This is a genomic window from Weizmannia sp. FSL K6-0777 (genome assembly GCF_038593185.1).
In the GTDB taxonomy this organism is placed as follows: domain Bacteria; phylum Bacillota; class Bacilli; order Bacillales; family Bacillaceae_C; genus Weizmannia; species Weizmannia faecalis.
In genome coordinates this window covers 3,289,014-3,303,943 of record NZ_CP151971.1, presented here as the reverse complement: position 1 = coordinate 3,303,943, position 14,930 = coordinate 3,289,014, and the positions used below count along the sequence as shown (strand labels likewise).

Annotated in this window: 11 protein-coding genes and 3 pseudogenes; 11 read left to right on the top strand and 3 right to left on the bottom strand. The window is 37.0% G+C overall.

What is annotated here, in order from left to right; translation table 11 throughout:
- The first annotated feature begins 206 nt into the window (after nucleotides 1-206).
- Together NST70_RS15815 and NST70_RS15810 are read left to right on the top strand one after the other, a co-directional pair.
- A complete protein-coding gene (locus NST70_RS15815) occupies nucleotides 207-899 on the top strand; it encodes an MFS transporter (RefSeq protein WP_342476236.1) in 693 nt (230 codons plus the stop codon).
- A 115-nt stretch (nucleotides 900-1,014) separates the two neighbouring features.
- A pseudogene (locus tag NST70_RS15810) lies at nucleotides 1,015-1,269 on the top strand (transposase); the annotation flags it as partial.
- A 246-nt stretch (nucleotides 1,270-1,515) separates the two neighbouring features.
- On the opposite strand, the gene NST70_RS15805 reads toward NST70_RS15810, so the two are convergent.
- Complete coding sequence (locus NST70_RS15805; RefSeq protein ID WP_061565621.1) at nucleotides 1,516-2,076, bottom strand: hypothetical protein; 561 nt, start codon at nucleotides 2,074-2,076, stop codon at nucleotides 1,516-1,518.
- 189 nt (nucleotides 2,077-2,265) lie between these two features.
- Between NST70_RS15805 and NST70_RS15800 the strand changes: the two genes are divergently transcribed.
- The 5 genes and pseudogenes from NST70_RS15800 to NST70_RS15780 form a co-directional block, all read left to right on the top strand.
- Nucleotides 2,266-3,381 carry an iron ABC transporter permease gene (locus NST70_RS15800; RefSeq protein WP_061565864.1) on the top strand — a complete coding sequence of 372 codons (1,116 nt, stop codon included), beginning with the start codon at nucleotides 2,266-2,268 and terminating at the stop codon, nucleotides 3,379-3,381.
- A 5-nt stretch (nucleotides 3,382-3,386) separates the two neighbouring features.
- Nucleotides 3,387-4,148: an ABC transporter ATP-binding protein gene (locus tag NST70_RS15795; protein ID WP_014096844.1), complete on the top strand. Its 762-nt coding sequence runs from the start codon at nucleotides 3,387-3,389 to the stop codon at nucleotides 4,146-4,148.
- Nucleotides 4,149-4,163: 15 nt separating this feature from the next.
- Nucleotides 4,164-5,171, top strand: a complete 1,008-nt coding sequence (locus NST70_RS15790; protein ID WP_014096845.1) for an ABC transporter substrate-binding protein — start codon at nucleotides 4,164-4,166, stop codon at nucleotides 5,169-5,171.
- A gap of 133 nt (nucleotides 5,172-5,304) precedes the next feature.
- Nucleotides 5,305-5,436, top strand: a pseudogene (locus NST70_RS15785) (DUF5370 family protein); the annotation flags it as partial.
- Nucleotides 5,437-5,729 (top strand): annotated as a pseudogene (locus NST70_RS15780) (IS5/IS1182 family transposase); the annotation flags it as partial.
- Nucleotides 5,730-5,885: 156 nt separating this feature from the next.
- On the opposite strand, the gene NST70_RS15775 reads toward NST70_RS15780, so the two are convergent.
- Both NST70_RS15775 and NST70_RS15770 read right to left on the bottom strand, forming a co-directional pair.
- The gene (locus NST70_RS15775; protein ID WP_260832243.1) at nucleotides 5,886-7,571 is read right to left on the bottom strand and encodes an IS1634 family transposase; all 1,686 of its coding nucleotides are present in this window, start codon (nucleotides 7,569-7,571) and stop codon (nucleotides 5,886-5,888) included.
- 1,179 nt (nucleotides 7,572-8,750) lie between these two features.
- A complete protein-coding gene (locus NST70_RS15770) occupies nucleotides 8,751-10,112 on the bottom strand; it encodes an IS4 family transposase (RefSeq protein ID WP_014096933.1) in 1,362 nt (453 codons plus the stop codon).
- Between the two features lie 311 nt (nucleotides 10,113-10,423).
- Here NST70_RS15770 and NST70_RS15765 point away from each other — a divergent pair, with 311 nt between their 5' ends.
- From NST70_RS15765 to NST70_RS15750, 4 genes are all read left to right on the top strand, one after another.
- Nucleotides 10,424-10,999 (top strand): type II CAAX endopeptidase family protein, encoded by a 576-nt coding sequence (locus tag NST70_RS15765; RefSeq protein ID WP_168986137.1) that lies wholly within the window; start codon nucleotides 10,424-10,426, stop codon nucleotides 10,997-10,999.
- 436 nt (nucleotides 11,000-11,435) lie between these two features.
- Nucleotides 11,436-12,320 (top strand): ABC transporter ATP-binding protein, encoded by an 885-nt coding sequence (locus NST70_RS15760; RefSeq protein WP_211161999.1) that lies wholly within the window; start codon nucleotides 11,436-11,438, stop codon nucleotides 12,318-12,320.
- Between the two features lie 3 nt (nucleotides 12,321-12,323).
- Nucleotides 12,324-13,082, top strand: coding sequence for a hypothetical protein (locus NST70_RS15755; protein WP_168986136.1), 759 nt, complete (start codon nucleotides 12,324-12,326; stop codon nucleotides 13,080-13,082).
- 41 nt (nucleotides 13,083-13,123) lie between these two features.
- The gene (locus NST70_RS15750) at nucleotides 13,124-14,872 is read left to right on the top strand and encodes an ABC transporter ATP-binding protein (RefSeq protein ID WP_342475449.1); all 1,749 of its coding nucleotides are present in this window, start codon (nucleotides 13,124-13,126) and stop codon (nucleotides 14,870-14,872) included.
- Nucleotides 14,873-14,930 lie beyond the last annotated feature (58 nt).

Here is a 14,930-nt window from a genome sequence, read left to right as displayed (position 1 = left end):
TAACTCTATTCTAACTGAGATGATGGGCTCTGGCTCATTTTCTATAAAAAAATGATAGAGACGGCAAGAGAAATGAAATCCCGCTGTTTTTCTGGAGGGGGCTGGCCAGCCCCCTCCAGAAAAACAGCCCCTATACTCCATATTCCCTCATATTCAGATAACCCTTTTTACACAATTATACGGACTTAACTAAGCGGGATCCGTTAATTCCATTTGCCTTGTTTGAAGATCGTAATTACACGTTAATGAATGTGGTAGGAGTCTTTTTTTCTATTGGCGTCCTTGGGTTAATGCTCCTTCTCTCGATATATTTTCAATCCATTTTGGGATATGATGCATTTAGGGCGGGACTTACGTTAGTTCCTGCATCACTTATTTCCATGTGTGTATCTCCATTTGCCGGAAAATTTTCAAATAAAATAGATGGGAAATACCTTGTGCTTGCAGGATTAGCGCTGACCCTGATCGGGATGATATGGGTTATTTTTATCATGAATGGCCATAACTATTGGGTGCAATTTATGTTGTCGATGGTGATTACTGGGTTTGGAAACGGGTTATTAATTTCACCGACGGCAGCAGTTGCCGTGAAAGAAGTGAAGGATGAAGTTGCAGGTGCAGCATCCGGGGTGATGAATACTGTCCGCCAATTGGGAACAGTTGGAGGCAGTGCGGCTGTTGGGGCTTTATTACAAAATAGAATTTCTGCCATGAATCATGGTTCGGAATTTGAATCGGTCTTTGATATTTCAACAAAATTTGGCGGCCATTTAAGTGGTTATTTAACAGCATTGCGTGAAAGTTTATTATTGCCGATGGCTGCTATTGCTTTGGCTTGTATAGCATGCGCTTTTGTACGAAAGAATGCAAAGCGACTTTCAACCAACGAAGTAAAATAAATTTTCTTTATATTTAATTATGCTATGTATAGGTGAACCTCCCAGTGTGAGATGTTAATCCTAAAACTATTTTAACCCACTGAGGGTGCGGTTCACCTGTTTTTGTTTCTTTGGGGGGCCAAAGTTGGGGCGTCCATACAAAACGGAAGAAAAACCTTAGAACGTGTTGCAGGACAGGATACCTCTGAACGTAGCGCCGCTGAAGGAAGATTTTTGCGAAGGTAAGCACAGGTGCGGGTTAAGCCTTATTCGAACATGCTTTCAGGAGACCAGTGAAACAGTAGTAGCCCTTCAGTTTCTCAAAATGAATCTGGAGGGAAACCTCAGGGCTATTTTTGAAATATTTGCACTTTACTATTTTATATTTTAAAACTGGGCTTGTATCTGATTCGTTCAGCAAGCTCCAATTATTTATTTTTTGATCCGGTCTTAAAAAAAACAACATAGATTAATAACAATAGAAAGAACAAAGCTTGAATGATTTTTGTTACAATATGTATTTCAGGATTGAAATTTAAATCAAAAAGGATATTGGCAATAACATATACTCCTGTTATGATTATCAATGATTTTAAGAACCACTCCATAGAATACCCACTCCTATATCCTTATTCTCTCAAATTAATAAGGTTACCAATGCTCTTGCAGCTGTTCCAGCTAACCAACTAGGTACACCCATATTTTTTAATTGAGTTGTTAGTGCATTCGTTATTGTGCCCTCAAAGTCTACCACAATATTAAGGGTCTTCATTACAAATTCGTAACTTAAATATTTTTTCAGGGTACTTTTCGAGCCTTTTGAAATAGGCAGTTTATTAACATAATTCCTTACAGTTCTATCCCATGAGATTCTACCAATTTTTTTGAGTTTTTTTATCATGGACTTTGCCGCTACTTTAGCTGCTTTCGATTTCACGCCAAATGTTGTAACAACATGGTTTTCAGTGTCTTCTCCAGATAAACTTGATTGAATCCCATTTACAATGTCTGTCTCAGCAATTCCATGAGCTTGCAATTCATTTTGTAACTTTAATAAGTTTTGAGTTTCAGTATTTGTTAAATGAACATTTTCTTGCTGATTAGATACTTCTGCTGCTTTTATATGAGTTGTAAAAGGAACAGACACACTAAACAAAATAGAACTCGCAACTGTGACATGAATAATTTGCTTTTTCATTATATCCCCTATCTATTTAGTTTTATTGCTTCATAACACAGTTTATTATATCACAGGTTTACGGGTATTTCATTAAGTATTGCATTTAATGTTGCAATTTAGGCACCTAAAAAGTTTTATGAATACACAAAAATCTGCTTGACGTTTACAAGGAAGCATTTATAATGATAAATGGATGTATAAATGATAATGATTTTCATTATCATTAGAAGCAAAAAAGGAGGTGTTTTTTTGAAAGGGACGAGCAACGGTGTAATCGGGAAAATTTATTATCCTGTTATCTTTCTCCTTATCTGTATGATTGCGTTTTCCGCCATTTATTCGGTTTCAATTGGAACGGTCCACATACCAATTGAAAAATCAATGAATGTTTTGCTGCACGTCCTGACAAATGGCAAAATGGGGCACATTAAAGGGATGGAAAACTCCTCCTATTTTAATATCATTTATCAAATCAGAATGCCCAGAGTTATTTTTGCTTTATTGATTGGGATGGGCCTTTCTTTGTGCGGGATTGTGATGCAAGCAGTTGTGCAAAACCCGCTCGCTGATCCATATATTATCGGGATTTCTTCAGGAGGAACGCTTGGTGCGACCATTGTCATTTTGATCGGGTTTGGAAGCAATGCCTTGTTTGGCACATTTAGCATTGCATTTGGCGCTTTTATGGGTGCGATGGCAACATCCGTAGCAGTATTGCTTTTGTCAAGTGTTGGCGGAAAAGCAACATCTGTAAAACTGGTATTGTCAGGCGTCGTTGTCGGAGCATTGTGCAGTTCTTTTTCCAGCCTTGTGATTTACTTTGCCAACAATGCAGAAGGGATTAAAGACGTTACGTTCTGGACAATGGGAAGCCTTGCATCGGCGAGCTGGGAAAAGGTGCCGGTTTTGTCTGTTGTGGTCCTGATCGGCTCTTTGATTTTTCTTTTTCAGCACCGTGTGTTAAATACGATGCTACTCGGTGATGAGTCTGCCGTCACATTGGGCATTCATTTAAGTTTATTCCGCAAGCTCTACATGGTGGTCACAGCATTGATAACGGGTACGATGGTTGCTTATGCCGGCACAATCGGATTTGTTGGTCTGATCATTCCGCATATTTGCCGGGGTATTTTCGGCGCAGATCACAAACAGCTGCTTCCGGCAACAATCCTTTCAGGGGGGCTCTTTTTAATATGGGCGGACATTTTGTCCCGAATTCTAATCCAAAATGTAGAATTGCCCATCGGCATCATTACATCAGTGATCGGCTCCCCACTCTTTATCTATATGATTGTGAAAAAAGGCTATCAATTTGGAGGTTGAGGGAAGTGGATTTAACGGCGGAAAAGCTGCAAGTAAAAAGAGGCAGGAAAGAGATCATCAAAAACATGTCCGTGTTTGTCAAAGATAAACAGTTTGTCGGTTTAGTAGGCCCGAATGGATGCGGGAAGTCAACTTTGCTCAAAAGTATCTATAAAAGTCTTGTGCCGCAAAATGGGAGCGTTTTTTTAGATGACCTTAATGTACTGAAAAGCTCGGCAAAAAAAGTTTCAAGGCATTTAGGCGTAGTAGGGCAGTTCAATGAAATGAATTTTGATTTAACAGTCGAGCAAATGGTGCTGTTGGGGCGGACACCGCACAAGAAGTTACTGGAATCGGACCAGCCGGACGATTACAAAATTGTTGAAGAGGCATTAAGGAAAACGCAATTGCTTGAATATAAAACACGCAGCTATTTGTCATTATCAGGCGGGGAAAAGCAACGGGTGATTCTTGCCCGTGCCATAGCCCAACAGCCGGACTTAATGATTCTCGATGAACCGACCAACCATTTGGATATTCGCCATCAAATCGAAATTCTTTCCTGTGTCAAGCAGTTTGGCATTAGTGTGCTGGCGGCTCTCCATGATTTGGATCTGGCTGTCGCCTATTGCGATTATTTATATGCCGTGAAAGGCGGAGAAGTATATGCACATGGAAAACCGGAAGAAGTGCTGACCTCGGAATTAATTGAGGAATTGTATGAAATCAAATGTCAAACTTATGTGAATCCTGTGACCAACCGGCTTGGATTTGCATACGAACTTTAAGGAGGATGGACAGACATGAAAAAAGGAATCTTTGCCGGTTGCCTCATCGCACTGCTTGTCCTTGCGGGTTGCGGGAACAGGGAAACGACCGGGTCGGAAAAAAATATGAAAAGCAAGTCGAATTATCCGCTGACGATTCATAATTATACAAAAGCAGAGGGCGGCACTACATATAAGAAAAAGGATCAGGTATTCAAGGAAGCCCCGAAACGGGTGATGGTTACGACAAGAACGGCGGCGGAACTGCTCCTTCATCTTGGCCTGAAAGATAAGATTGTCGGGGTAGGCGGGAATTTTGGCGCCCCGGACAAATCGGTTGAAAAAGACTATGCTTCATTAAAGATACTCAGTAATTCGTATGTCGGAAAAGAAGCGGCGCTTGGGACAAACCCGGACTTAATTGTCAGTCGCGGCGGCTTATTCGATAATGCCGACTGGGGTGTCGGAACGGTTGATTCTCTGAATGATATGGGGATTCATACCTATATTCTTGAATCATCCATTCCGGGCGGGACCTATGACTCAATATATAAAGATATTGACAATCTCGGAAAAATTTTTAATGTCCAGGAAAAAGCAAAACTATTTTCCAACAAATTAAAGGCGCGCCAGAAGAAGATTACATCGGAACTGTCAGGCATTCAAGAAACGAAGACATTCGCCTATTTACACATGTCCGATCCGAAAGAAATCAACATCTACTCTGCTTATAATGAAACTTTTTTCAATAATGCTTTTGGTATGTTAAAACTCAAAAACATATTTCAAAATGTGCGGGGGACTGTTAGTGTAGAGCAATTAGTAAAAGCCAATCCCGATGTATTGATTGTACTGAATTGGGAAAACAATGCCGATAAGGTCAAAAAGGCTCTTTATGAAAATCCCAAATTATCGAGTATGAAAGCAATCAAAAATAAGCAAGTTTACGCGATGGATTATAATGAGCTTTTCGGCTACAGCTACAACACACTCGATGGAATAGAACAACTGGCAAAGGAAATGTACCCTGATCAATTTAAATAGGTTTTTCTCCGTAACCCAAAGTTGGGAAACAAGGGAAGAACATTAGCCCATATGATTACGATGCATGCATTTTGTAATTTCCAGCATCCTATAGGTAAAACCAAAAATGATGGTGGAAAGGAAACGATACAGGATGGGTGCAATCAAGCATAATGGATATACCTTCGAACCGGAGTTCAGTGTGGTCAGCCAAACCGGTGCCATTCATGTTTATCATGGAGAAAAATTTATTGAAGAAATCCGATTCGAATTTAATGGCGACTATCAAAAAGCCCCATTCGATCATTCTCTGATGACTCGTTTTGGACCACGTTTGGGTGCAAACGTGAATCATTCTGGGAGAACAAGAGCGCCAATTGGAAGAGGTCTCTAAGGAAAATGACTACGATAATTATCGTCATGATGATGACGATATTGGAGTGGCGACCTCAATCTTCCGACCCTACTTCGGAAGAGAATTCAACTGACTCGGACTCTGCTAAAACGAGGAACAAAGGAAAGCTCATTCTCAATGCAACCTGTGCACTGGCCGATATTGCTTACCCTACAGATCTTGGACCCCACATTTCGCACGTCTTAAATATAGTTCATTCTAATTTTTGAATGAACTATATTTAAATGGCTTGGTGGGATGATATCTTCTTATTTTTGAGGAATTTTCGATAAAATTCTTTTCAATTCGACATTCTTTTCATGAATTCCTCCTATTGTGTGTTATTCTCCTTTGTTTTCGACATTTTTTGACACGTATATTGATACATCATACCCGCATAATTCAATGATTTTTTTGGCTTGTGAATCAATATTATCGGGTAAGAGCCTTATTTTTTGTTGATTTTGATTTATAAGGATCACGGTAATATCTTCTAATTGCTCTAACAATGCTTGGCCTGTGGGTTGATAGAGTTTCCTTTTTCCTTTCAAGATTAGAGATAGGTTCTTTTCTTTCAGTTCTTTTCTAACTCGATATTCTAAAATTCCATAGATTAATAAAGCCATCACATACACAATACCTAAGGCCTCAACCCTTTCCGGGGTTTTTAAGTAAATGGCATCAATCATTTGTGAATCTTTGATTAATCGGAAACGGGTCTCAGCGGCCGACTGTCCTTTATAAACCCTCAAAACTTCTTGATTGGATAGTGTCTCCTCATCTAATTTATTTGTGATTAAAACAAAAGTGCTGAGCATTTTTTTCTTATTTTCGATAAAATCATGATCTTTTTCAAACGATTCCAGTTGTATTTGATAGATTTGTTCTTGTTTTGTCTGTTCGTCCTTTTTAGGTCTTCCTCTCTTTTTTCGTTTGATAGGTTGATCACTCATCTGGACGTTTAGTTTATAACAGAAATATGAAGCCTTTTGTTTTTTCTTAAAAGATTGAATTGCTTCTAGTGCGTCCTCTTTACAATGAAAGATAACTTTACTCAGTTTTTCTATCTCTTTTTTTAATTGTATTTCTTCCTTTTCGATCGCCCGATTTAGGGTTTTCTCTTTTCGTTGATCTAAATTGTTTGAGTGGACAACAAGAAACCGGTAAGGAAGGTTTTGAATTTGTCTTTCAAAAGCTTGAATTTGGTAAATAGCTGCGTCTTTTTTATTGCTAAGTGAGCCTACCCTTTCCCAGTTATTGAGCAACCATGCCTCTTTCTTTAGTTCTGTGCTTAAACCGAATGTATCAGGTAAACGGGAAATAAACGATAAATTTTGTTGTTGAATTTCCGCTAGATTTTCCGTTGTGATTAATGCAGAATCGGCTTGATAAATGAGATTTTTCCAATCTTCATGGGAAAGGATTTTTCTCATCTTTTGAATGAATTCCACATTCCAAGATTTATCCGAAGTATTCCCATTTTCTACTTTTGCAAGGATAGGAATTCGTTCAGGTGTGACCCCCATCCCCAGAACGATTTGTTTTAAGTCAGGCCTATGGGCCTTACTATACCCGTACGTAATTTGCAGTCCATCTTCCTTCGGTTGCTTATATTCTCCGTAAACAGAAATTGAGGTTGTATCGTTATGCAGTACACCAATAGGAAGATTCAATTTTTTTAGTGCTTTTAATGCAATGGTGGAATAGACTTTCCATGCTTCGGCTTCATACAAGTAATCTAATGCTCTTCCTAATGCATCATCATTTAATTGATCGGGTGAAACCGATGTATCGAAAAGCATCTCAGAATCTAGGTTTTGATAGAATTCATGAACCTTATAAAGGGGCTTGCCACTGCATAAAATGTTTAAGACAAGGGCTTTAATCCTTGTTCCGGGTGAGACATGACAACGGACAGAATCCCATTTGACTAAATCATTAATGGTCTTTTCGAGTTCTATTTCATCACACAGTTTAGATAAAAGTTGAGACGGCCCCACATGTAAGGTTAAAATTTGATCTGACATAAAAATTTCCTCATCTTCCCGTAATTAGATAATCATTCAATTCTACAAAGAAGGAGAAAATTCCTTTAAAAAAATCATAAAATGGAAAAATTTACGTGCGGAATATGCGTTGGACTGTTGAACAAAGCCCCTGAGACATATCATTGATGTGCTGCATGAACCACACAAAGGAAGGTTACAAAAGCCACGGACCTACAGAAAAAGGCCCCGTAAGGACTATCTTTCTGTCGCTAAGCGACGCAAAGCTGGTTCCCGGAAAATCTGGAAAGCTACTTCGGTTGGCGGGTCAATAATGGGCTCGGTTTTTGTGGAATCGTATGATCAAGGAATTGCTAATTTGTACTGGTCTTTCAGGCGTTGTTGTCATGCTCCAAAGGCCAGAAGAAAAAAATGGGATCATTTAATTTAACATACAATCTGGATTTGCGGTGTTTTTTCAGTCAAATTTGTTTCCAATCCTGTAATTACAAACAAACCACCCATTACGATCGAGTGGGATTAAAGTAAATATCAAACTTGAAGCCAGAATGTTGATTTAACAGCATTTGGTTAAGATACAAAGACAGTTTTTGCGGGTAATTAGATATTTCTCCGCAAAAATTCGTGACTCATATCATACAGGAGCACAAATTGAGATGTTTTTTAAGAACATTTCTCGTTCAATTGCATGTTTGCAAGTCTCGCAAAAGAAAGTCAATTCAAATAAAATGTGAATTTTTTGTTAAAACACTTGAAAAATGGAATAAATATGATTATCATAAAATTATGAAAGGAATTGCAATCCTTTCAAGATCAGACTTTGGTAATGAGGAGGGTGGTTCAATTGAAATAATCAGTAGTTGCCTAAGTTGGTGGAATTATTTTAGATTAAATGAAAGCGCATACTAAGAACGGCGTAAGGTCTAATGGGTACTTCATTTTAGGAGGTAAATATCATGAAATATTTGAAGAAGTTGTTTACACGAAATGAAATTAATTTGGGGATCATTTCATTTGGCTACAAGGGCAAAAAGTGGCACTGGTAAAATTGCGTCAAGTAAGAGATGAAGGGTTTATTTTGGGATATGAATATCATGAAATAATTGAAGAAACTATTTCGCGGAATGAATTTAACTTAGGGATCATCTCGTTTGGCTACAAAGGCAAGAAATGAAATTGGTAGAATGTTTAGTTATATACTCAACTTTCGCAGACTGAAACAGGTAGGTATACCTTGATATAATTCGGCAGACCCGCAATCCATTGTTGTAGTTGACTTTTGATCAGTTGTTGAATTTTCTTATTACTTTTATCCAGAGTATCTTCAAGAATCTCGACTAACTGCTGCAATGCAACAGCCCAATCAAGGTCATCTATTTCATCACATAATTCATAAAACATGCCACCTAATGTTCTGTCATCTACACTGCAACGGTTTTGCCATGACAAGACAATATACCTTGCAAACACAATGGTCGTGTGGCTGATAAGCGCGTCATATGAACGACTCTGGAATTCCTTTTGTAGTTTTAATAGGGACTTTGTTGTTTTGAAGAAAACCTCAATATCCCAACGCATCCCGTAAATACGGATGATTTCCTGGTCACTCAGTGTACAGTCTGTACTCAAAATCGCCAACCAGTCGCTTTTCTTGTTGCGGTTGCGAACAAAGACAACTTTAATTGGCACGCCATTGGCCTGCGTTGTATGGATGGAACGCAAGATTCCTTTCTTTCCACTAGTCGGTTTAGCTAGACGATACAATTCATCTAGGCTAACACGCTTACCATCGACAAAATAGCGTTGTTTTAATTTTTTGACCATACCAATTACGTCAAGACCTTGTTCTGTAATCTCCTTGATGAGAGGTTGTTGGGTGAACCACGAATCCATTAGAACATAGGAAGCATCGATACCAGAATTCATCGCCCGGGCAATCATGCCGGGAATCTGTTCTGGTGCCGTTTGTAATGCTTCTTTTCGGCGCTTATAACCGGAGCTACGTTTATCGATATTTTCGGATATGCCGTTGATCTGGCTCTTTTTCGAACTCAATAATGAGAAGTCAACGGGTAGGAATGTTGCGCCATCAGACCATCCTAATGTCAACATGCGGAATCCTTTGTAAAAACGCATTTTTTGAGATGCATGATCAAAGCAGCGAGCCAGGAGCTCAACGTGTTTGCTTCGGTTCCGGTCATAAGATGAATCATCTAAAATCAATACTTTCGGACGGTCATGACGTGTCAATTTCGAAACTTTTCCAATCACTGAGGCAACCAGTGAAAGGAGGAAACGACGCCAGTTGAACGTTGATTGGTTGAGAAACCGATAAACGGTATCTTTGGCTGGAATGTCTGTAGCTTTCTTACTTTCCAACATCCTGAACCAGTTTTTGTTTTCAAAGATCATACAAAAAATCAATTGAAAAATGTAGGCACAAGAAAAACCAAAGGACTTCGTAATACCAGCGATTCGCAAGTGTTTCAACACATTCAACTCTTTAAATGTTGATTTTATTTCATTTGGTAGTTGATTATTCAGGCTGTTTTTCGCTATCATAGTAGGAGACACCTCTTCTATTTGGTAGTGATTGTCGATAAATCAACTATACCAAAAGTAGAGGTGTTTTTTCATATATTAATTTTACTGTCAAGTGCTGTATCTGAGACGTAATAGACATTAGCCAGCACTGAATTTATTATGATTTTCTAGGCGCGAAAGTTGAGTTATATATTTGTTAGTTTCATTTATGGCTTTTGAGAACCTTACCGGTATATAAATAAATGGACAAAACGTAACCGGAAAGGATCTTAAACAGATATCTTTCCGGTTATTTTTTAGTTCTAAAATGTAATGCGAGTTGATAAAATATGAGAGTAAACTTTCAAAAAATAGAAATGTTGTTTTTATCTATGGCTCTCATAATGATTGCTGGGCTAATAATCAATGTTGGCAATGTTTTTGCAATTATCTTTCCATTCCAAAATAAAGGTTTACTTGAGGTCGTTATACTTGCCGTGTCTGCCCCAATAGGATTCATTATTCTACCGCTTTTGTTGTCGCGAGTACTAAATCTAATCCATTTTAAAATAAAATTCAATCTAATGCAGGCAGTTCTTTTATTTGTTGTTATCGCAATTTTAGCGCTCTATTTTTTTCATTCTAAGGAGATTATACACGATTTGATAATTGCAATTTGTGAAGAGTTTTTATTTCGATATGTCATCTTCAACATTTTAAGCTCGCAGTTTGATAAAAAAGCCACATTCATTATTGGATCGCTCTTATTTGCATCTTTGTTACATTTGAATGGGAATTTTATAATTAATTTGGCAATTAAATTTCCAGCAGGGCTTTTATTGTACTACTTGGCTGATACTTTTGGACTGCAAAGTTCAATTGCATTTCACTGGCTTTATAATATGGTAATCGGGCAAATTGTTTGATACGAGGTGAAAAAATTGATTTTAGTGGCAGTTTTAACCATTCTTTTCAATATTATATTGTATATTGTTAGCACACAGCTGTTAGCTCATATGTCAGTTTTAATATTCGTTCTGCTAATATATTTGGCGCCGTTGATAATTAATGGTATATTGACGCTGTTAATGAGACATCAAAATTTGGAAAAATCAACGATAATTAGTGCTACTTTTTTCCCCACGATTTCAATAATTACGTACTGGTTATTGGGAAATGCGCTTGATGGAACTAAAAAATGGATGAGTTTTGTAGCAAAAAATAGTGTAAGTACAGGTGATACATACGTCAAAATTAATCCTCACCTGACAAGTATTTCTCAGATGATATTTGTCATTATTTTATATTTCAGTATTGAATTCCTACTATTAACTATTATAAAGAAGTTGAGAGGTACACATCATGAAAATAATTGAAGCTACAAATATTAGCAAGAAATATAAATCAAATTCATTCTATTCGCTTAAAGATATAAATTTTGCGATTGAAGAAGGCGATATAGTCGGCTTAATTGGCAAAAACGGAGCTGGCAAAAGCACATTATTAAAGTTAATGGCAAAGGCTCAAAAACCTACAACTGGTACAATAAAGTTTAAAGGCAAGGATATTTCGAAAAGTGATAATATTCTTGATAAATTTGGTATTATGATAGAACCGATTTTTTATCCACATTTAACGGTATATGAGAACTTGATGTTTTTCTTGGAAATTCACAAAAAAGAACAGTATGTGGATAATATCAAAAGTATTTTAGAGCTAGTCGATTTGTGGCATGCAAAAGATCGCAAACCAATGGACTTTTCATTTGGAATGAAACAGCGGGTTTCGCTAGCGCTATCTCTAATAACGGAACCTGATTTTATGATATTAGATGAACCTTTTGTGGGGTTAGATCCAATTGGTGTAAAGAAACTCATCGGAATTTTACAGCAATGGTCTACTACTAAGCACACATCAATGATTATTTCAAGCCACCAATTAAATGAGCTAGAGGATCTTTGCAATCGGTATATCTTTATTGAGTCCGGGAAATTAAAAACACAATTTGATGATAAAAAGAATTTCTTAGTAATTCAATTGGATTTGCAAGACTCTCAATCACAGCGGATAGCGAATAGTGTTGCCTCTAAGTATAAACTTGAACTCAGAGGACAACTGTTAGAACTACCAATAGCGATTGAGAAAGATCAGTTAAATGAAATTTTAGAACAACTATCTTCTCAAAAGTTAGTTGAGAAGATTTACACAACTAAAGATGAACTAGAAAGTTACTTTACGGAGGAATAGCTGATGAATTATTTATGGAAGCCAGTTTTTAGAACTGTTGTTAAAAGAAAAGAAGCGTGGCTGTGTGTAGGGTTTAGTATTTTTCCTTTACTCTTACTAATTGTTGATCTTTTTAACACTAATTTTATGCAATTAAGTGCACCTGAAGGTTCTATGAGCTTTGTTGAATTTTTTGGGGCGGTTGAGTCAGTTCAGTATCAGTTGACTTTGCCGATTATTGCTTTCATTTATTTGGTAATTTCTTGTTTTCATGATGAAATTACTACGGGGAAAATGTTTCTTTTTAAAGATATTAACCGGACAGAAATTTTAAATGCTAAAATCTGGTCAATTTTTAGCATTTATTTTACTTACTTTATTTTCACATTTGTCACCAGCCTGGTTACCTATTATTTGCACTTGGTTCATATGTCTTACACGTCAGGAACCTTTTTCCCAAGGCATGTTGCGGATCTGCAATATGTAATTATTTCTGTACTCGGAATTTTTGTCGTAACACAGTTGTGTATCCTGATTGCAGTAGCTAGTTCGATTAAACTAAGTAATGGCTTTACGATGTTGATTGGCATTATTTTTGCGCTTGTCACTTTTATTGCGCCTAGTTTAAAGGGCTTAAGATATTTCTTGCCTAATGGATATTCGAACTTAGTTACACAGATGGGCTTTGGTACGGCTTTGTCTGTTATGATATTTATGTCTTTGGCTTATGCCTTAATTATTTACGGATTTGCCAATCACACTTTTAAAAATTTGGAGTATTAAAGTCATGCAAATTCTACTAGGTATGTCAGGATGCGATTACAATGAACACTAATGTATCAGAAGCAAGTGATTTTAAAAAGCTTTTTAGAATCTGTCTGCCACATAAGGGCTTGTTAATATTGGGAGTTTTTTGTAGCGTCCTTGGAGCGTTAGCTGAACTTATTATACCACAAATGATTGGTAGAATAGTAGATGTAAAAACAATGCACTACATTTTAGATAATAAATTAATTATGCTTGGGGGAGCTGCGTTCTTCCTGATTATATATTTGATTCAAGGGATTGCTATTTATTTGCTGGGGCGTGTAGGGGCAGATGCCATGAATAGACTACAAACTGAGTTTACAAATTACACGTTCTCGCTCCCACTTTCGCAAATAGATCATCAGTCTGCAGGTGATTTGGCAAGCAGACTGACCAATGATATTTCAGAGGTCACAAAAATAGTGACAGTTTTGTTTCCACAATTAACCATCAACTTGATTATTGTTTGTGGGTCAGTCCTGATGCTGCTAAAGATAAACTTTAAATTAACTTTAATCTCACTTTTAATAATTCCAATATGTTTTATAATTATTGCACCGATAAATAACCGATTAGAGAAATTATACAATGCACATCAAACTTACTTGGGAAATATAAGTGGTGAATTTACGCAAAAAATTAGAAACGTTAAGATTATAAAAGCTTTTTTGGGGCATAAGCAAGAGGAAAGTAATTTTAGGATTAGATTCAATGCGTTAGCCAACAATTTAGTTCAAATTGTAAAGGTTCTTGCTGCGCTGAATACATTTATGTCAGCTCTGATGATGTTGTTTGTAATCGTAATTTTGCTTTCTGCAAGTTTGAGTGTAACACAAGGTCTTATGACGTTCAGTGCCTTAATCACGTTTATTTTATATATTGTGCAAATGGTAAACCCCATGATAGATATTATAAATAATTTGTCAGAGCTTTCAGAGACAAAGGGGGCTTTACACAGAATTACTTATATTATGTCGCTCCCTAATGAAGATCTTAATCAGGGTGATTCCAATTTTAGAATTCATGATGGGGGAATATGTTTTAATCATGTCACCTTCGGCTATGAATTGGAAAAACAAGTTTTAAATGATGTTAGTATTTCGATCGCACCTAAACAGTTTGTTGCAATTGTTGGACCAAGTGGTGCTGGGAAAACAACTATACTATCACTGCTAATGAAGTTTTATACTGGGTATACTGGAAGTATAGAAATAGATGGAATTTCACTTAGTAAAATCTCACCTTTTGCTCTTAGAAATCAATGCGCCTTTGTTCTACAGAGCAATAGTTTATTTTCAGGTACAATTCGAGATAATTTGCTTTATGGTAAGAATAGTAACGCTTCAGAAACCGAGATTGAGGCAGCGTTGGAATTATCTGGTGCAAATACTTTTGTGAATCAATTTCCACAGGGGATAAACACAAAAATTGGTGAAGATGGTATTGGCTTATCCGAAGGCCAAAGACAGCGATTAAATATTTCCAGAGCATTTTTAAGGCACCCCAAGATAATACTCTTAGATGAGATAACTGCAAATTTAGATGCAGTTGCAGAGGAAGAAGTTATTGATGCAATCAAAGCAATCAGCAAAACAGCTACTACAATCATGGTGGCTCATAGACTCAAAACCATTTTGAGAGCGGATATTATTTTTGTAATGGAAAAGGACGGTACTATTAAGTTCTCAGGAACACATGATGAATTACTCCAAAAAAGCTCCACTTATCAAACGCATATTCCGCACGTAAATTTTTCCATTTTATGATTTTTTTAAAGGAATTTTCTCCTTCTTTGTAGAATTGAATGATTATCTAATTACGGGA

Excerpts from the sequence above, each read along its gene's own strand:
- NST70_RS15775 (WP_260832243.1), bottom strand. The coding sequence starts at position 7,571 with ATGTCAGATCAAATTTTAACCTTACATGTGGGGCCGTCTCAACTTTTA.
- NST70_RS15770 (WP_014096933.1), bottom strand. The coding sequence starts at position 10,112 with ATGATAGCGAAAAACAGCCTGAATAATCAACTACCAAATGAAATAAAA.
- NST70_RS15760 (WP_211161999.1), top strand. The coding sequence starts at position 11,436 with ATGAAAATAATTGAAGCTACAAATATTAGCAAGAAATATAAATCAAAT.
- NST70_RS15750 (WP_342475449.1), top strand. The coding sequence starts at position 13,124 with ATGAACACTAATGTATCAGAAGCAAGTGATTTTAAAAAGCTTTTTAGA.
- NST70_RS15755 (WP_168986136.1), top strand. The coding sequence starts at position 12,324 with ATGAATTATTTATGGAAGCCAGTTTTTAGAACTGTTGTTAAAAGAAAA.
- NST70_RS15800 (WP_061565864.1), top strand. The coding sequence starts at position 2,266 with ATGATTTTCATTATCATTAGAAGCAAAAAAGGAGGTGTTTTTTTGAAA.
- NST70_RS15790 (WP_014096845.1), top strand. The coding sequence starts at position 4,164 with ATGAAAAAAGGAATCTTTGCCGGTTGCCTCATCGCACTGCTTGTCCTT.
- NST70_RS15765 (WP_168986137.1), top strand. The coding sequence starts at position 10,424 with ATGAGAGTAAACTTTCAAAAAATAGAAATGTTGTTTTTATCTATGGCT.
- NST70_RS15805 (WP_061565621.1), bottom strand. The coding sequence starts at position 2,076 with ATGAAAAAGCAAATTATTCATGTCACAGTTGCGAGTTCTATTTTGTTT.